The sequence below is a fragment of the Flavobacterium terrae genome, from assembly GCF_900142035.1.
GTDB lineage: Bacteria > Bacteroidota > Bacteroidia > Flavobacteriales > Flavobacteriaceae > Flavobacterium > Flavobacterium terrae.
On the sequence record NZ_FQZI01000001.1, the window covers coordinates 703,108 to 721,598 of the forward strand.

General features: G+C 30.5%; 17 protein-coding genes and 1 tRNA gene. 12 read left to right on the forward strand and 6 right to left on the reverse strand.

The annotated features are described in order from the left end of the window. Positions 1–2 precede the first annotated feature (2 nt). Genes BUC09_RS03200 through BUC09_RS03225 form a run of 6 tightly spaced genes read left to right on the forward strand, consistent with a single transcriptional unit; the run spans position 3 to position 6,135 of the window. Positions 3–548 carry a NuoI/complex I 23 kDa subunit family protein gene (locus BUC09_RS03200; RefSeq protein ID WP_073308613.1) on the forward strand — a complete coding sequence of 182 codons (546 nt, stop codon included), beginning with the start codon at positions 3–5 and terminating at the stop codon, positions 546–548. 2 nt (positions 549–550) lie between these two features. After that, the gene (locus BUC09_RS03205) at positions 551–1,060 is read left to right on the forward strand and encodes an NADH-quinone oxidoreductase subunit J family protein (protein ID WP_073308615.1); all 510 of its coding nucleotides are present in this window, start codon (positions 551–553) and stop codon (positions 1,058–1,060) included. 1 nt (position 1,061) lies between these two features. Next, complete coding sequence (nuoK, locus tag BUC09_RS03210) at positions 1,062–1,382, forward strand: NADH-quinone oxidoreductase subunit NuoK (protein WP_073308617.1); 321 nt, start codon at positions 1,062–1,064, stop codon at positions 1,380–1,382. Between the two features lie 6 nt (positions 1,383–1,388). After that, entirely contained in the window at positions 1,389–3,272 is a 1,884-nt protein-coding gene (gene nuoL / locus BUC09_RS03215) for an NADH-quinone oxidoreductase subunit L (protein WP_073308619.1), read from the forward strand. Positions 3,273–3,284: 12 nt separating this feature from the next. Further along, complete coding sequence (locus tag BUC09_RS03220; protein ID WP_073308621.1) at positions 3,285–4,724, forward strand: complex I subunit 4 family protein; 1,440 nt, start codon at positions 3,285–3,287, stop codon at positions 4,722–4,724. 37 nt (positions 4,725–4,761) lie between these two features. After that, on the forward strand, positions 4,762–6,135 hold the full coding sequence (locus tag BUC09_RS03225; RefSeq protein WP_073308623.1) for an NADH-quinone oxidoreductase subunit N: 1,374 nt from the start codon (positions 4,762–4,764) through the stop codon (positions 6,133–6,135). A 64-nt stretch (positions 6,136–6,199) separates the two neighbouring features. Here the strand turns inward: BUC09_RS03225 and BUC09_RS03230 are convergent, their stop codons facing one another. From BUC09_RS03230 to rplU, 3 genes are all read right to left on the reverse strand, one after another. After that, positions 6,200–6,655: a 6-pyruvoyl trahydropterin synthase family protein gene (locus BUC09_RS03230; protein WP_073308625.1), complete on the reverse strand. Its 456-nt coding sequence runs from the start codon at positions 6,653–6,655 to the stop codon at positions 6,200–6,202. Positions 6,656–6,735: 80 nt separating this feature from the next. Continuing rightward, positions 6,736–6,996, reverse strand: a complete 261-nt coding sequence (gene rpmA, locus BUC09_RS03235) for a 50S ribosomal protein L27 (RefSeq protein WP_073308627.1) — start codon at positions 6,994–6,996, stop codon at positions 6,736–6,738. A gap of 25 nt (positions 6,997–7,021) precedes the next feature. Beyond that, positions 7,022–7,453 carry a 50S ribosomal protein L21 gene (gene rplU, locus BUC09_RS03240; protein WP_073308629.1) on the reverse strand — a complete coding sequence of 144 codons (432 nt, stop codon included), beginning with the start codon at positions 7,451–7,453 and terminating at the stop codon, positions 7,022–7,024. A gap of 182 nt (positions 7,454–7,635) precedes the next feature. Here rplU and BUC09_RS03245 point away from each other — a divergent pair, with 182 nt between their 5' ends. The 6 genes from BUC09_RS03245 (at position 7,636) to BUC09_RS03270 (ending at position 14,189) form a co-directional block, all read left to right on the forward strand. Further along, the gene (locus BUC09_RS03245) at positions 7,636–8,961 is read left to right on the forward strand and encodes a M16 family metallopeptidase (protein WP_073309043.1); all 1,326 of its coding nucleotides are present in this window, start codon (positions 7,636–7,638) and stop codon (positions 8,959–8,961) included. A gap of 4 nt (positions 8,962–8,965) precedes the next feature. Further along, positions 8,966–11,017 (forward strand): insulinase family protein, encoded by a 2,052-nt coding sequence (locus BUC09_RS03250; RefSeq protein WP_073308631.1) that lies wholly within the window; start codon positions 8,966–8,968, stop codon positions 11,015–11,017. A 110-nt stretch (positions 11,018–11,127) separates the two neighbouring features. Next, positions 11,128–11,895, forward strand: coding sequence for a TatD family hydrolase (locus BUC09_RS03255; RefSeq protein WP_073308633.1), 768 nt, complete (start codon positions 11,128–11,130; stop codon positions 11,893–11,895). A 60-nt stretch (positions 11,896–11,955) separates the two neighbouring features. Then, positions 11,956–13,089 carry a 1-acyl-sn-glycerol-3-phosphate acyltransferase gene (locus tag BUC09_RS03260; protein WP_073308634.1) on the forward strand — a complete coding sequence of 378 codons (1,134 nt, stop codon included), beginning with the start codon at positions 11,956–11,958 and terminating at the stop codon, positions 13,087–13,089. Continuing rightward, positions 13,079–14,104 (forward strand): asparaginase, encoded by a 1,026-nt coding sequence (locus BUC09_RS03265; RefSeq protein ID WP_073308635.1) that lies wholly within the window; start codon positions 13,079–13,081, stop codon positions 14,102–14,104. The genes BUC09_RS03260 and BUC09_RS03265 overlap by 11 nt, the downstream gene beginning before the upstream one ends. Continuing rightward, positions 14,103–14,189 (forward strand) — tRNA-Ser (locus tag BUC09_RS03270). The genes BUC09_RS03265 and BUC09_RS03270 overlap by 2 nt, the downstream gene beginning before the upstream one ends. Positions 14,190–14,706: 517 nt before the next feature. Here the strand turns inward: BUC09_RS03270 and BUC09_RS03275 are convergent. From BUC09_RS03275 to BUC09_RS03285, 3 genes are all read right to left on the reverse strand, one after another. Next, positions 14,707–16,347 carry a S8 family serine peptidase gene (locus BUC09_RS03275; protein ID WP_073308636.1) on the reverse strand — a complete coding sequence of 547 codons (1,641 nt, stop codon included), beginning with the start codon at positions 16,345–16,347 and terminating at the stop codon, positions 14,707–14,709. 50 nt (positions 16,348–16,397) lie between these two features. Then, the gene (locus BUC09_RS03280) at positions 16,398–16,592 is read right to left on the reverse strand and encodes a hypothetical protein (protein ID WP_073308637.1); all 195 of its coding nucleotides are present in this window, start codon (positions 16,590–16,592) and stop codon (positions 16,398–16,400) included. An 87-nt stretch (positions 16,593–16,679) separates the two neighbouring features. Continuing rightward, positions 16,680–18,449 (reverse strand): helix-turn-helix domain-containing protein, encoded by a 1,770-nt coding sequence (locus tag BUC09_RS03285; protein ID WP_073308638.1) that lies wholly within the window; start codon positions 18,447–18,449, stop codon positions 16,680–16,682. Between the last annotated feature and the right edge of the window lie 42 nt (positions 18,450–18,491).

The following is an 18,491-nucleotide window of genomic DNA, read 5'->3' on the forward strand; positions in this document are numbered from 1 at the left end:
ATATGTCAACGTCTATTCAAAATATATCTCTATCAGGTAGAAAAAAAGAAGTTTCTAATAAAGAAATGACTTTTATGGAAAGCCTATATTTAGTTGCTATTGTAAAAGGTTTAATGATTACTATTAAGCACTTTTTTAGAAAAAAAGTAACTATTCATTATCCTGAACAAACACGTGAAATGAGTCCTGTTTATAGAGGGCGTCATATGTTAAAACGTGATGAGCAAGGTCGTGAAAATTGTACAGCTTGCGGATTGTGTGCTTTGTCATGCCCAGCAGAAGCTATTACAATGAAAGCTGCAGAGCGTAAAAAAGGTGAAGAGCATTTATACCGTGAGGAGAAATATGCTGAAATCTACGAGATTAACATGCTTCGTTGTATTTTTTGTGGTTTGTGTGAAGAAGCTTGTCCAAAAGATGCTATTTACTTAACAGTTTCTAAAGAACTTGTTCCTGCAAATTATGATCGTGAAGATTTCATCTTTGGTAAAGATAAATTAGTTATGCCGCTTGAAATGGCTATTGCAAATTCTAAATCAGTAAACTAACTATGTCGTTATTAACTATATTCTATATTTTGTCTGCAATAACAATTGCGACTGCGTTTTTAACTATCATTAGTAAAAATCCAATTCATAGCGCAATTTATTTGGTTATTAGCTTTTTTTCAATTGCGGGTCATTATTTACTATTTAATGCACAATTTTTAGCACTAGTACATATTATTGTTTATGCTGGAGCTATCATGGTACTCTTCTTATTTACTATCATGTTAATGAACCTTAATAAAGAAGATGAGCCACATAAAAAATTAGCAACAAAATTAGCTGCTGCTGTTTCTTTTGGATTAGTATGTTTTGTTATGCTTGCAGTGTTTATAAAAGCAATGCCAATTATTGATACTTATAAACAAACAGGGCAAGACTTTCAATCGATCAAAGTTTTAGGGAAGGTGTTGTTAAATGAGTATATGGTTCCTTTCGAATTTGCTTCAGTATTATTACTTGTTGCAATGATTGGTGCTGTATTATTGTCTAAAAAAGAAAAATCTATTCAGTAAAATGCAAAATATATTACAACAAATAGGAATTGAAAATTACATCTATCTATCTGTAATTTTATTCTGTATTGGAATTTTTGGAGTTTTGTATAGAAGAAATGCTATCATTATGTTCATGTCTATCGAAATTATGTTAAATGCAGTAAACTTATTGTTTGTAGCTTTTTCTACTTTTCATCAAGATGCACAAGGACAAGTTTTTGTATTCTTTTCTATGGCTGTAGCAGCTGCCGAAGTAGCTGTAGGTTTGGCAATTTTAGTTTCAATTTTTAGAAACTTAAGCTCAATCGACATCGATAATTTAAAAAATTTAAAAGGATAAATACTAATGGAGAAAAATTTAGCTTTAGTATTATTGTTAGCACCACTTTGTGGATTTTTATTTAATGTTTTCTTAGGTAAGAAAGCAGGAAAAGGAATTGTTGGAATAGTTGGAACATTATCAATTTTGGTTTCGTTTGTTGCTTCAATGTATTTCTTTTCATTAATTCAGTCTACTGGAAAGCCTTTCCAAGTTGATTTGTTTAAATGGATTACTTTAGAAAAATTCAATGTGAATTTCTCTTTCTTATTAGATCAATTATCGGTATTGTGGTTAATGTTTGTTACAGGAATTGGAACCCTAATTCATATGTATTCGATTAGCTATATGCATGATGATGAAAATATGCATAAATTTTTTGCTTACTTAAACCTTTTCGTTTTCTTCATGATTACATTAGTAATGGGAGGAAACCTTTTAATTCTTTTCATTGGTTGGGAAGGTGTTGGTTTATGTTCTTACTTGTTAATTGGATTTTGGTATAAAAACCAAGACTACAATGATGCAGCTAAGAAAGCTTTCATCATGAACCGTGTTGGAGATTTAGGTCTTTTAATTGGATTATTCATTTTAGGATACTTATTCAACACACTTGATTATGCTACTTTAAAAACTGCTATTTTAAGCAATAGCGATATTTTATCAAATCCTTTAGTTGGAATTGCTGCATTGTGCTTATTTATTGGTGCAACTGGTAAATCAGCTCAAATTCCATTATATACTTGGTTGCCAGATGCGATGGCTGGACCAACACCAGTTTCTGCTTTAATACACGCAGCGACGATGGTGACTGCTGGTATTTTTATGGTGACTAGGATGCATTTTGTTTTCGATTTAGCGCCATATGTACAAGATGTTATTGCCGTAATTGGTGCAGCTACAGCAATTTTAGCAGCTTCAATTGGATTAGTACAAAATGATATAAAAAAAGTTTTAGCTTATTCAACAGTTTCACAATTAGGACTAATGTTTTTAGCTCTTGGTTTTGGTGCTTATGAAGTAGCTGTTTTTCATGTTATAACGCATGCCTTCTTCAAAGCTTGTTTGTTCTTAGGATCTGGATCAGTTATTCATGGTTTACATGGTGAGCAAGACATGAGAAACATGGGAGGTTTACGTAAAGCAATGCCAATCACATTTTGGACAATGATGATTTCTACATTAGCTATTTCTGGAATTTTCCCTTTGTCAGGTTTCTGGTCAAAAGACGAAATCTTAATGACAGCTTTCCATGGAAATATTGTTTTGTGGGTTGTAGGATCTATTGCTTCTATAATGACAGCTTTTTATATGTTTAGACTAATGTATTTGACTTTCTTTGGCGAGTTTAGAGGTACAGAAGAGCAAAAACATCATTTACACGAAAGCCCTTCTTTAATTACTATTCCGTTAATAATTTTAGCAATTTTAGCTGCTATTGGGGGTTTGATAAGTTTGCCAGGAAACAGTTGGTTAAATCATTATTTAGCACCATTGTTAAGTAAGGGTGAACATGCTGCACACCATTTAGGAACTACAGAATATGTTTTAATGGCGGTCGCTACTGTAGGTGCATTATTAGGAATTGGTTTAGCTTATTCTAAATACATAAAGAACGGAGAAGTTCCTCCTCAAGACTCAGAAATTAAAGGAATTGCCAAAACTTTATATAATAAATATTATGTAGATGAAGCGTATGAGACTTTGTTTGTAAATCCAATTTACAGATTGTCACATTTCTTTAGAAATTATTTTGAAGTATTTTTCTCTGAAGTGGTTTTTGCTTTTGGAAAAATTGCCAATGCTATTGCAATACAAGGAAAATCGATACAAAACGGAAATATTGGTTTATATCTCTTTGCTTTCGTTTTAGGAGTTTCTTCAATTTTAATTTATTTATTTTTAGTTTAATAATTACATATAATGAACGTATCATTTATACTTATTCTTTTATTATTTGGAACTTTTGCAACCTACCTTGCAGGTGATAAATTTGCAAAGACAGTGGCTTTATTTTTTAGTTTGGCTTCTGTAGCAGGTTCAATTTTTATTCTGAATCAGCATAATGCAGGAATTGATGAAAGTTTTATGATTAATTGGATTTCTAATCCAAATATTTATATTGCTTTAAAAGTTGATGGATTGTCATTAGCAATGTTGTTATTAACAACGGTTCTTACTTCATTAATTTTGTTTTCTTCCTTTGGAAATAATTACAACAACAGTAAAAGTTTTTATGCATTAGTATTGTTCATGTCATTTGCAATGGTTGGAACTTTTTTAAGTGCCGATGCATTTTTATATTATATATTTTGGGAGTTGGCTTTAATTCCTATTTATTTTATTGCATTAATTTGGGGTAATGGAGATGCGGATGAGCGTAAAAGAGCAATTGTAAAATTCTTTATTTACACTTTGGCGGGTTCATTATTTATGTTAGTGGCTTTTATTTATTTATTCCAAAAAGCAGGAAGTTTATTGATAGGAGATTTGTATGCTATTCGTCTAACAGAAAATGAACAATTCTGGATATTTGCTGCTTTCTTCTTAGCATATGCGATTAAAATTCCAATTTTCCCTTTTCATACATGGCAGGCAAATACTTATCAAATGTCACCATCAGTTGGGACAATGTTGTTGTCTGGTATTATGTTAAAAATGGGATTGTATAGTGTTATTCGTTGGCAATTACCAATAGCTCCTTTGGCAGCCAAGACTTATATGGATATTTTTATTCTTTTATCAGTTATTGGTGTTGTTTATGGTTCTATCGTAGCGTTGAAACAACGTAATCTTAAAAAACTATTGGCTTATTCTTCACTAGCCCACGTTGGATTAATTGCAGCAGGTGCTTATTCATTAAGTTTTGATGGATTAAGAGGAGCGGTTTTACAAATGATTGCACACGGATTTGTGGTTGTAGGTTTATTCTTTGCTGCTGAAATAATTGAAAGACGTTTTCAAACACAAGAAATTTCAGAAATGGGAGGGATTAGGATTCAAGATAATAAGTTTGCATCAATGTTTATGATTGTGATGTTAGCATCGGTTGCATTGCCTTCGACTTTTAACTTTATTGGAGAATTCACTTTGTTGTACAGTTTGTATAATGTTAATATTTGGTTTGCAGTAATTGCAGGAACAACAATAATTTTAGGTGCAGTTTATATGCTTAAAATGTTTCAACATGTAATGTTAGGAGAACAAACTGACAAAGTATTCAAAGGAATTACAATACAAGAATCTGTAGTTTTTGTAATTATAATTGCCGTACTGTTATTTTTTGGTTTGTATCCAAAACCAATCAATGATTTGATTACGCCAGCTTTACAAGATATAGTAACGAAAATTAATAAATTATAAGAGGTAAGAGGGAACTCGAACTTCAAATCAATATAAGATGAATACATTAATAGCGATATCAGGATTAGGGATTTTAAGCCTTCTTGCAGAAATTTTTAATGGTAGAAAAGCAATAGTTCCAATTACTATAATTGGTCTCTTAGCGATTTTAGGATACAATATTTCGCCGTATAATCATTTGGGGACTTTCTACAATAACATGATGTTTGTAGATAAATTTTCAGTGGCATTTACAAGCTTGTTTATTGTTGTAACAATCTTTTTAATTGCATTAAGTCATGAATTTTATAAAGAACAAGCGACAAAAATATCCGATTATGTGGCCATAAAAGTTTTTCTTTTAGCTGGAGCTGTTGCAATGGTATCTTTTGGAAATTTATCTATGTTTTTTCTAGGTATAGAAGTGTTGTCAATTTCTCTATATGTATTGGCAGCGAGCAATCGTTTGAATCTAAGAAGTAACGAAGCTGGAATGAAATACTTCCTTATGGGATCATTTGCTTCTGGTATCATTTTATTTGGAATTTGCTTATTATATGGAGCTACAGGAAGTTTTGATTTAATGAATATGTATCAAATTACGCATTCTGTAAATTATCCTCAATGGTATTATATTGGTATTATTTTTTTAGTGATTGGTATGTTGTTTAAAATAGCTACGGTTCCTTTTCATTTTTGGGCACCAGATGTATATGAAGGTTCTCCTGCATTAACAACTGCTACAATGAGTACTTTGGCTAAAATTGTTGCTATGGCAGCTTTGTACAAAATATCTATTTTATTAATACCTACACAGACTTATTCTTTCCAAATGATAATTGTTTGTGTTGCTATTGCCTCTATGATTGTTGGTAATATTATGGCTCTGCGTCAAAATAATGTTAAGCGTATGTTTGCTTTTTCGGGTATTTCGCATGCAGGTTTTATGTTAATGGTGTTGTTAATACTTAATAACTCTGCAGGGGTTTTATTGTATTACGCTACAGCTTATGCTGTTGCTGGTATAGCTTTCTTTGCAGTTGTTTTATATGTTACAAAAGGAAAAGATAATGAGACTATCGATTTGTTTAACGGATTTGGAAAAACTCATCCTCTTTTAGCCGCAGTTCTGACTGCTTCTTTATTGTCAATGGCTGGAATACCAATCCTATCAGGTTTCTTTGCTAAGTTCTTTTTACTTAATCAAGTATTATTATCAGGATGGACGGTTCTTGTTATTGTGGCAATAATTAGTTCAATTATAAGTGTTGGGTATTATTTCAAAATAATATTGGCTATGTACACTAAGGATAGTGAAAAAGATTTACCAAATAATATCCCTTTCATATATCAAGTTGTGGCAATTTTAGCATTAGTTATAAATATAGGATTAGGATTGTATCCAAGTATTGTTTACAATTTGTTGGGTTAATTTCCTACTTCTATATCAAAAATAAAAAAGAGAAGGGCAGTTAAATAAACTGCCCTTCTCTTTTTTATTTTGTATTGTCTTCAGCATACCATTCTGCAAAAGAAGTTTCAGTTTCTTGTAATCGCAACGAATGTAATTGTACAAATTCTGGTAAACGTTTTTTAATTTTTGCGGCAAAATCTATGACCATATTTTCACTTGTAGGTTGATAATCTACTAAAATAACATGGTGTCCGCGCTCTTTAAGTTCGTTTGCAAGCTCAATGTGAGGTGTGGTGGCATTGAATACTGTTGCGTGATCAAAAATATCTACAATGTCTTCTTTTACAATTTTTTTTAAATCAGAAAAATCGATTACCATTCCGTATTTTACGTTATTCCTGTCAGTGATTGGTGTTCCAATTACCGTTACTGATAATTTGTAACTATGTCCGTGAACGTTTTTGCATTTACCGTCATAGCCAAATAAGGCATGTCCAGTTTCAAAATTAAATTGCTTTGTAATTCGAATTCTACTCATGATATAAATACTTGTTGCAAAGGTATAAAAAAAGAAAGCGCTCGCAATGCGAACGCTTTATACTTTAAGTTTCTTAAAGACTAAGCTTCAAATGGAACTACAGAAACAAAAGATTTGTTTTCTCCTTTTTTCTGGAATTTCACTACACCGTCAACTTTAGCATGTAAAGTGTGATCTTTACCCATGTAAACATTTTCACCTGGATTGTGTTTAGAACCTCTTTGTCTTACGATGATATTTCCAGCCATTGCAGCTTGTCCACCAAAAATCTTAACGCCTAAACGTTTCGATTCTGATTCTCTACCATTCTTAGAACTACCGACACCTTTCTTGTGAGCCATGATGTATAGGTTTTATAAGTTAATATTATTCGTTAGTATCTTCTTTTTTAGCTTTTGGAGCTCTCTTTTTAGGAGCAGCAGCTTCTTCTGTAGCTACTTCAGCTTTTGGAGCAGCTTCTTTTTTTGGAGCAGCTTTTTTAGCACCAGTTGCAGAAATTCCTTCAACTAAAATTTGTGTAAGATACTGTCTATGACCGTTTCTCTTTTTGTAACCTTTTCTTCTTTTCTTTTTGAAAACAATTACTTTATCACCTTTTAAGTGTTGTAACACTTTAGCTTCTACTGAAGCACCTTCTATAGCTGGGGCGCCTAAAGTTACGTTTCCATTATCGTCTAATAAAAGAACTTTGTCAAAAGAAACTTTTGATCCTTCTTCATTAGCCAAACGGTGAACATACACTTTTTGGTCTTTGCTTACTTTAAATTGTTGCCCTGCTATCTCTACGATTGCGTACATAACAATGATGTTTAATTAAAAATTTAAGTGTGCAAATATACAACTATTTATGAAACCAACAAGTTAGCTTTTAAAAAATTGTGTATTTGTTATATTTAAATGTCTAAATAGGTAAAAAAGTTATTTTTGATGTAACATTTTTAATGTTTCCTCGACTAAAGGGTAAACTATTATTAATTTTTATGAAGAAATCATTAATGGCGTTAGGATCACTTTTCCTTTTAGGAGGTACGGCAACAGCGCAAAAAGTAGAGTTTCAAGAATACAAACTTGATAACGGATTGCATGTAATTTTGCATCAAGACAAATCGGCACCAGTGGTAATTACATCTGTAATGTATCATGTTGGGGCTAAAGATGAAAACCCAGAGCGTACTGGTTTTGCTCACTTTTTCGAACATTTACTATTTGAAGGAACAAAAAATATTGGAAGAGGCGAATGGATGAAAATGGTTTCTTCAAACGGAGGAACAAATAATGCAAATACTTCTGATGATAGAACTTATTATTATGAAGTTTTTCCTTCAAATAATTTAGAACTTGGGTTATGGATGGAATCAGAAAGATTAATGCATCCTGTTATTAATCAAATAGGTGTTGATACTCAAAATGAAGTAGTGAAAGAAGAAAAAAGACTTCGTGTAGACAATCAACCTTATGGAAATTTATTAGCACAGGTAAAAAAGAATATTTTTAAAAAGCATCCTTATCGTTGGGCAACAATAGGTTCTATGGAGCATTTGGATGCAGCTACTTTGAAAGAATTTCAAGATTTCAATGCTAAATATTACATTCCAAATAATGCAGTTTTAGTGGTTGCTGGTGATTTTGAATTTGCGAATGCTACAAAATGGATTCAGCAATATTTTGGACCAATAAAAAAAGGAGCAGATATTAAAAGAGAGACTTTTGTAGAAGATCCAATTACTGAAACAATAAAAGCAACTTACCAGGATCCAAATATTCAAATTCCTATGATGGTGGCTTCGTATAGAACTCCTTCAATGAAAACTCGTGATGCAAGAGTTTTGGATGTGATATCAACTTATTTGAGTGATGGTAAAAGTTCTAAATTATACAAGAAAATAGTTGATGACAAAAAAATGGCTTTGCAAATTGGAGCATTTAGTTTTTCACAAGAAGATTACGGGACATACATCTTATATGGTTTACCAATGGGAGCTAATACAACTGAAGGGCTATTGAAAGAAATTGACGAAGAAATTGTTAAAATTCAAACAGAATTAATTTCGGAAAAAGACTTTCAAAAATTGCAAAACAAATACGAAAATCAATTTGTAAGCAGTGTTTCTAATGTAGAAGGAATTGCTGAAAATCTTGCATCATACTATTTGTTATATGGTGATGTGAATTTAATCAATACTGAAGCTGATATTTACCGTTCAATAACTCGTGAAGAAATTAGAGATGTCGCAAAAAAATATCTAAATCCTAATCAAAGATTAATTTTAGATTACGTTCCGTCTAAAGATAAAGCTCAAAACTAAAAACATGAAGAATTCAATTATATTACTTTCAAGCTTGTTTTTTACTTTTACAACTATGCAAGCACAAAACGATAGGCCACAACCAAAACCAGGACCATCTCCAACTGTTAATGTTGGAAAGCCACAAAAATTTACTTTACCGAATGGATTAAAAGTAATGGTGGTGGAAAATCATAAACTTCCACGTGTGTCTTTTAATTTAAGTATCGATAATGCTCCATTTGCAGAAGGTGCAAAAAAAGGAGTTGATGATTTAACAGGAGCTTTGATAGGAAAAGGGACTAAAACTATTTCTAAAGAAGCTTTCAATGAGGAAGTAGACTTTATGGGAGCGAACATCAATTTCTCATCAAATGGAGGTTATGCTTCGGGATTGTCTAAATATGCTGGAAGAGTTTTAGAACTTTTAGGACAAGGAGCTTTAGATCCAAATTTCACACAAGAAGAATTGGATAAAGAAAAAGCGATATTAATTGAAGGGATTAAGTCTGGAGAAAAAAGTGTTCAAAATGTTGCGTCTAGAGTAGAAAATGTTTTAGCATTTGGTAAAAAACATCCTTCAGGAGAGTTTTTAACAGAACAATCGATTAACAATGTAACGCTAAACGATGTTGTTCAACATTACAACACTTATTTTGTTCCTGAAAACGCATACTTAGTAGTTATTGGAGATGTTAAATTTGAAGAAGTAAAATCAAAAGTTGAAAATGTATTTCAAACTTGGACAAAAGCTTCTGCTCCTAATTTAAGTTACAATAACCCTAAAAACGTTCAATACACACAAATCAACTTTGTTGATATGCCTAATGCAGTGCAATCAAATGTTTCATTTGTGAATACAGTTTCCCTTAAAATGACTGATAAAGATTTCTTTGCTGCAATTTTGGCAAACCAAATCTTCGGTGGGGATTTTAATAGTTATTTAAATATGAATCTTCGTGAAAAACACGGATGGACATACGGAGCTAGATCATCTATTAGAGGGAATAAATATGTTACTAAATTTACTGCATCGGCTCAAGTTCGTAATGCAGTTACAGATAGTTCTGTTGTAGAATTATTAAAAGAATTAAAAAGAATTAGAACAGAAAAAGTTACTGATAAAGTTTTAAAAGATGTAAAAGCAGCCTATATTGGTAACTTTGTTATGCAAATTGAAAAGCCTGAAACAGTTGCTCGTTATGCACTTCAAACGGAAACTCAAAAATTACCAGCTGATTTTTACGAAAACTACATTAAAAGTATTAATGCTGTAACAGTAGATGAAGTAATGGCAGCTGCTAAAAAATATTTCATGGCTGATAATGCAAGAATCGTAGTTGTAGGAAAAGGAAGTGAAGTAGTACCTGCTCTTGAAAAAACTAAAATTCCTATGTTTTTCTTTGATAAGTATGGTAATCAAGTAGAAAAACCAGTAACAAAAAAGGCCGATGCAAAAGTTACTGTACAAACAATTGTAGATAATTACATCAATGCAATTGGAGGGATAAAAGCGGTTTCCGAAGTAAAAACTGTTGCGACTTTGGCAAAAGGTAGTGTTCAAGGTCAAGTTTTAGAGCTTAGTATGAAGTCTTCTACAAAAGGTGCTTTAGCAGTGGATATGAATTTGCCTGCTATGGGGATGAATATTATGAAGCAAAGAATTAATGATAAAACTGCCTATGTAGAACAACAGGGTCAGAAAAAAGTTATTGAAGGGGAAGATTATAAATTGATTAAATCTCAAGCACATCCTTTCTTTGAATTATACTTTATAGATAATCCTAGTGTTACATTTACTGGTATAGAAAAAATTAATGATGTAGATGCTTATGTGATTAAAACAACTAAGTCACGTTTGTTTTATGACATGAAAACAGGACTTAAAATTGCATCTGAAAACGAGCAAAAGCAAGGTGAGCAAACCATGAAAGTGATGCGTTATTTTGGTGATTACAAAGAAGTGAAAGGTGTGAAATATCCTTTTAAAATTAATATAGAAGCAGGAATGCCGTTAGAGTTTGTTGTTTCTGATGTTAAAGTTAACGAAGGAGTTACTGATGCTGATTTTCAATAAAAAATCTTAAAAATCTTAAAAAGCTTTAAAAAACCGCTGTGATTAAACATAGCGGTTTTTTTATTTTCTCTTTTTAAATTCTGATTAACTTTGCAACTCAATTTTTACCCATGATTTTAACCGATACACATACACATTTATATTCCTCTCAATTTGCCGAAGATCGTAACGAAATGATTCAAAATGCAATTGATAATGGAGTAACTCGTTTTTTCATTCCTGCAATCGATTCGACCTATGCACAACGAATGTTTGAATTGGAAGAACAATATCCCGATAATGTTTTTTTAATGATGGGATTACATCCTTGTTATGTAAAAGAAAATTATGAAGATGAATTAAAATTTGTAGAAGAACAATTTGCTAATAGAAGGTTTTATGCAGTGGGTGAAATAGGTATTGATTTGTATTGGGATAAAACAACTCTTGAAATTCAAAAAATAGCTTTTCAGCGTCAAATACAATTAGCAAAAAAATATAAACTTCCTATAAATATTCATTGTCGAGATGCTTTTGATGAAATTTTTGAAGTGCTAGAGTTGGAAAAAGGTGACGATTTATTTGGAATATTTCATTGCTTTTCGGGAGATTATGAGCAGGCGCAAAAAGCAATTTCATATGGAATGAAGTTGGGAATAGGAGGTGTAGTGACTTTTAAAAACGGCAAAATAGATCAGTTTATCAATCAAATTGATTTGAAGCATATTGTTCTTGAAACGGATTCGCCTTATTTGGCTCCTGCACCACATCGAGGTAAAAGAAACGAAAGTAGTTATGTAACTCTAGTGGCTCAAAAATTAGCTGAATTGTATAATGTTTCAATTGAAGAGATTGCTAAAATTACTACTCAAAACTCTATTGATGTGTTTGGAATATAAGGTTTTCATAACCTGAGTTTAAAAAAAAAATCGTTCATTTGTAAGTATAAAAACACCAAAATGTCAAAATTCGATGCCATTCGACCGTATTATGATGCCGAAGTAAATCAGGCTTTGCAAAATGCCGTTAATCATCCTATTATTAAAGCGATGATGAATTTTACTTTTCCCGATGTTGAAGAAGAAGTGTGGCAAAATCAATTGCGTAAAACACATTCTATCCGCGACTTTCAATGCAACTTTATTTATGAGGCCATTCAAAAAGTTATTCAAAAAAGTTCAGATGGATTAACTACATCAGGCTTTGAAAAGTTGGAACCTAATACGTCATATCTTTTTATTTCAAATCATAGAGATATTATACTTGATACATCATTACTTAATATTGCTTTATTTGACCATGGTTTAGTGATGACAGCATCTGCAATTGGAGATAATCTAGTAAAAAAAGATTTTTTACGATCGCTTTCAAGATTGAACAGAAATTTCATCGTGCAAAGAGGTTTGCCTCCAAGAGAGTTATTGCAAAGCTCTCAATTAATGTCAGAATATATCGAACAGTTATTACTTCGTGAAAACAGATCAGTTTGGATAGCTCAAAGAGAAGGAAGAACTAAAGATGGTAATGATGCGACACATACAGGAGTTTTAAAGATGCTAGCTATGGCTTCTGGTTCGAGAGAAGTTATTGATTACTTTAAACAAATTAAAATCGTTCCTATATCGATCTCTTACGAATATGATCCCACAGATGCTTTAAAGATGCCCCAGCTTATGGCAGAAGCAAATCAGGAGATTTATGTAAAAGAATCTAACGAGGATTTTAATAATATTATCAGCGGAATAATTGGTCAAAAAAAAGGTATTCATATCCATGTTGGTGATGTGTTAGAAACGGAATTGGATCAAATTAAACTAGAAAACAGTAATACTGCTAAGCAAATACAAGCATTAGCTCAAGTTATTGACGAGTCAATTTTAAAATATTACAAATTATGGCCAACGAACTTTATCGCCTACGATGTTTTAAAAGAGACTGATGAATTTTCAAATAAATATACAGATCAAGAAAAGGCTTTGTTTATGCGCAGACTTGAAATGAGAATCGATGGAAAAAATGAGCAAATGCGCGAAGGTTTTTTAGCAATGTATGCCAATCCGGTGGTTAATAAAATGAAATACAATGCAGTCTAAGCCTAACATATTATTGATATATACTGGAGGAACCATTGGGATGGTTAAAGATTTTGAAACGGGAGTTTTAAAAGCATTCAACTTCAGTAAATTATTAAAAAATATACCAGAGTTGAAGCTCTTAGATTGTAATATCTCTACTGTTTCTTTTGAAAAACCGATAGATTCTTCGAATATGAATATTGAAGAATGGGTTAAGTTGGCGATTATAATAAAAGAAAATTATAATGAATACGATGGGTTTGTGGTCCTTCATGGATCAGATACTATGTCATATTCTGCATCTGCTTTGAGTTTCATGCTTGAAAACCTATCGAAACCGGTTGTTTTTACAGGTTCTCAATTGCCTATTGGAGATTTAAGAACAGACGCAAAAGAGAATTTAATTACAGCTATTCAAGTAGCTTCTCTTCATGAAAATGGAAAACCTGTAATTGCCGAAGTGTGTTTGTATTTTGAATACAAATTATACCGTGGAAATAGAACTACAAAAATTAGTGCCGAACATTTTAATGCTTTCGCATCTCCTAATTTCCCATCTCTTGCAGAATCTGGAGTTTTTTTAAAAGTTAATGAAGAATTGTTATCAAAGCCTTCGGTAAAAAAATTAGATGTACATACTTTGTTTGACGCTAATGTTGCAGTTGTTAAAATATTTCCTGGAATAAACGAGCAGGTATTGAAAGCTATTTTTTCTGCAAATAATCTAAAAGGTGTTGTTTTAGAAACGTATGGATCTGGTAATGCGCCAACGGAAGATTGGTTTATAAGTTTACTATCTGAAGCCATCAAAAAAGGAATCCATATTGTAAACGTAACGCAGTGTTCAGGAGGTAGTGTAAATATGGGACAATACGAAACCAGTTCTCAACTAAAACAAATAGGAGTCATTTCTGGTAAAGATATAACTACAGAAGCGGCTATTACAAAATTAATGTACTTATTGGGGCAAAATGTTGCTTCGTCAGTTTTTAGAACTATTTTTGAAACCTCGTTGCGAGGCGAGATGAATTAGAGAGGTGTCCGAGTGGTTGAAGGAGCAAGCCTGGAAAGTTTGTATGTGGGTAACTGCATCGAGGGTTCGAATCCCTTCCTCTCTGCAATAAAAGGGAATAAGTATTTTAAAAAATAAAGAGGTTACATTTTTTTTATTTCTTCTTTGTATGACATTTATCCAAACATCAAAAAACTTTAAGGTTTTAAAATTTGTTTTCAATATTAATAATTTTAATCAACTTGAAAGGGCGAATTGAGAACAATGAAAAATAAAATACTAATAAAAAAAGTACAAGGATTTATATTTTCAATTTAAAATGAATATGAGCATCTTGATTATGATGAAGTAAAGAAGTTTAATGGGCATAGAAATTGACAGGAATTGTTTTGATTGTCTTTGTGAGGGAATTTCTTTTATTCAGAAGTATTTAACATCATATTTTGAAATATATATTCCTAAAAGTACTTTTGATATTTGAACAAAATATTATATAGTCAGAAACCCAAATTATTTTTTTATAAAAAGTAAACTAATAGGCTTAAAGTTAAGGCTAAAAAATTGCAAACTCAATGATATTGAGAAATGTGTAAGTTTTGGGTGAGACTGTTTATAAAAGTGAACTATTTTTTTTTACTTATTTCTTCTGCCATTAATAACGCATTGTACGCATTGACAACACCACCTGATTTTGACAACTCTTTAAAAGGCCTTAGAGTGCCTTCCTTTTCGCCAGGTACTTGAACGTCAAGATCATATTTAACGCTCGAATCAAGTAAAATTTGTTTAATTTGTGCAGGAGTTAGCTTAGGATAATGTGAACATATTAGGGCTGCTATACCAGAGGTGATTGCTGCAGATAATGATGTTCCAGAATTTGTTACATAACCAAAAGAAGCATCAGTGGTATAAAGATCCTCACAAGGAGCAAATACATCTATAGACAATTTACCATAATTCGTCCAACTTGTAATGAATTCTGGGAAAGTGTAACCTATACCGCTTACATTGACTACATTGTTACAAAGTTCTTTACCTAATTCAGTATAATCATTTGGATAAGTTAAGGTTTTATCGCTATCAATACCGTCGTTACCAGCTGCTATCACAAAAAGAACTCCTTTTTGCTCTCCATATTTTAAGGCATCTATAACCCAATCATTATGAAGCGAACTTGTTTTATAAAAACTCATATTAACAACATTTGCACCATTGTCTACTGCGTATCTAATCGCTAAAGCAACATCTTTATCATTTTGATAACCAAAGCCAAAAACTGTAATAGGCATAATTTTTATTTGATTACCAAATCCTTTAATTCCTATCTCATTTTCTCTATTTGCAGCAATTATACCAGCTACTTGAGTAGCATGCCATGTTTCTTTTGCATATTTTGAGACATTCCCATTTCCATAGTTTTTGTCATTTAAATCATCGTCATTATCACCGATTAATTTTCTATCATAATAATTTGGATTATAGGTATTCTCTTTTTGTCCCTTGAAGCACATTTCATAATTATCAAACCATTCTTGTGACAGGTTTAATTTTAGGACGTCTCTTATAAAATAAATATGCTGTTTTGTTTCATCATCCGCGTTATCATTTAATTTATATTTTTGATATAAACTATCAATTTTTTTTAAATTATAATTTCCATTTGGAAAGAATTTTAAAATGGTTTTTTTTGCTTTAGGAAAAGTTGTTTGAAAAAAAACACTTGTTTCTTCTAAACTTTTAATGTAGGATAAATCATATTCATGTTCAATTAGAGCTTTGGAATAAGTTAACGAGTCTGATTTATTTCCGTTAAATTTTTTAGTAGTTAGGTTATATTTACTTTTAAACTTTTTAAATATCCTATCTGATTCCGTGTTAGTAAAAATAATGTTATCCCCATTTTTATTTCCTAAAAAATTCCAACCATTTACATCATCAATATATCCATTATTATCGTCATCAATTCCATTATTAGGTATTTCGTTTTTGTTAATCCAAATGGCTTGTTTTAAATCCTCATGATTAATGTCCATTTGCGAATCTATAACCGCAACAATTACTTGATTACCTTTCCTTTTTTTAATTAGTTTTTTATAAGCCTTGTCTAAACTCACACCTGGTACAGTATCTTGAACTATATCCAAATGCTGCCAATGATTTATATAAGTATAAAATTTAGAGAATTTTTTATTTACATTTTTTATTTGAGCAAATGTATAATGACTAAAATTTAAAACTAGAAATAATAAGAAGATTCTTTTCATTTTAAAATTGTTAAAATGCCTTAATTGAGAAATCAAGGCATTAAATTATTCTAACCTTTGGTAACACGACTGATCATAGTTGTTACACCACCACCACCACCATTGTCAATTTCATTGTCAATTCCATTTCCATTGTCAACTACTCCAGATTTACCAGCAAAAATTAAATTTAACTCTTTTCTTTCAAAAATATGAACCGTTTGTTTATTGAATGTCAGTTTGCTTTTAAAATTTGATTTTTTCATATTATTTTAAGTTTAAATTCTGAAGCGAAACTATATTGATTTTGCTTTAGAACAAAAAACAATAAGGTTAGATATATCAATTTTACCTTATTTGTTTTGATTTTCAATATTTTGTGTTTCAAACTTCTTGATAAATATAGATGGGAGAATTCCCATTTTTTCTTTAAAAGCATTACTAAAAACTTTAACAGACTTATATCCTAATAATTCAGATATTGATTCAATAGAATAAAACTTAATCTTTTTTTCCGTTTTGAGTAAATAAACAAAATAATTTATTCTTAAATTATTAATGTAATTAGTATAAGTAAATCCCAAATCATCGTTCAAATATTGCGACAAATAGGTTTTGTTCGTATTTATTTTTTTTGCTAAAAACTCGAGAGAACACTCATTAATTAAAAAACCGTTTGATGATTCAAATAAATCTAATCCTTTTTTAATTTGCTCTTTTTTCTCATCAGGTAATTTTTTCTTTTCGTTATTGGGTATAAGTTCTTCTTTTGATTTTATAGATGTAAGGTTTTTTGTCTCAATCTGATTTTTACTTTTTTGTTCATACAATTTTTGCTGAATGTTTAAGAAAGTATCTAAGTCATTTTGTAAAATACTTATTTTTTGTTTCATTCTTTTTTTACGATATGAATATACATATAAGACTATTAAAAAAACAATACTGATTATAATAACTATTGTAAGGAGTATTGTTTGTTTTAATTTCATTTTTCTCTCTACTTCTCTTTGATTATCTAATAATTTTGGGATTTCATAATTTTTATGCACAAATCCCTCTAAATCATTATTATTTGAGTAAAAGACTTTATCTGCTTTGATTAATTGTTTTGAATAATACAACTCCTTATTAATATCCCCCTTTTTTTTATAATAGGAAATTAAAAATTCATAAGCATCTATATTGTCAGGATAAATATCATTTTTTTTAGAAAATATACTATCTACTTTTTTAAAATAAAGAATAGCTTTCTCATTTAAATGTAATTTTTCATAATTTTTCCCTATGTAATAGCTTGTCATAGAGTAAACGGTGAAATCATTTTTAGTAGTTGTGTAATTTATTGATTTAAGTAAATATTGTAAAGATTTTTGAAACTCTTTGTTTTTAAAATGATAAATTGACTCTAATAATTTGAAAATTTTGACTAGGCTTTCCTCTTTTAAATTTTTTGATAATTCTAGACCTGAATTAATAAAGAGTTTGGATTTTTGAAGGTTGTTTTTTCCTAAATAGTTTTCAGCTTGTAATGAATAGAAATAGAGTTTTAGGTTGGGATTTTCTATAGTGCAATAGTCTTTTAATTCATTTAATATTATGATTGAATCATCATACATACATAGCAAACATTTTAAAGCGGCTATTTGCATCTTTATTTCATTAACTCCTTTTAGATCTTTTTTGTTGCATTTTTTGTATGCTAACAAATAATATTTTAATGATTTACTATTTTGTCTTGTTCTATAATAAATATCTCCCAGTTTTAAAAAATACTTAAAAACTAATGAAGGTTTATTCGATTGAATATACACTAGCATAAGTTTTGCATACTCTATAGCATCTTTTTCTGATGAAACATCAATTTTGAATTCATATCCTTTTATAATATGATCTTGGTTCGATTCATTAAGAGCTTTTTTTAGGTAATAATCACTGTAAGTTTTTACAAATGGCTCTTTGTTTAAATTTTGTACAATCTTTATTCTTAACTCTTCATAGTTATATTTAGATAAAGTATCATTTTTAAGATTTTGAGCTTTTGATAAGCTAAAAGATAATAAATAAATTAAAATTAAAGTTTTAAACTTCAAGGATATTGTAAACTTGTTTGTTTTTATTTTCATCTTAAATATCTTATAATCAATGCTAATTTGTGTGTATTTATC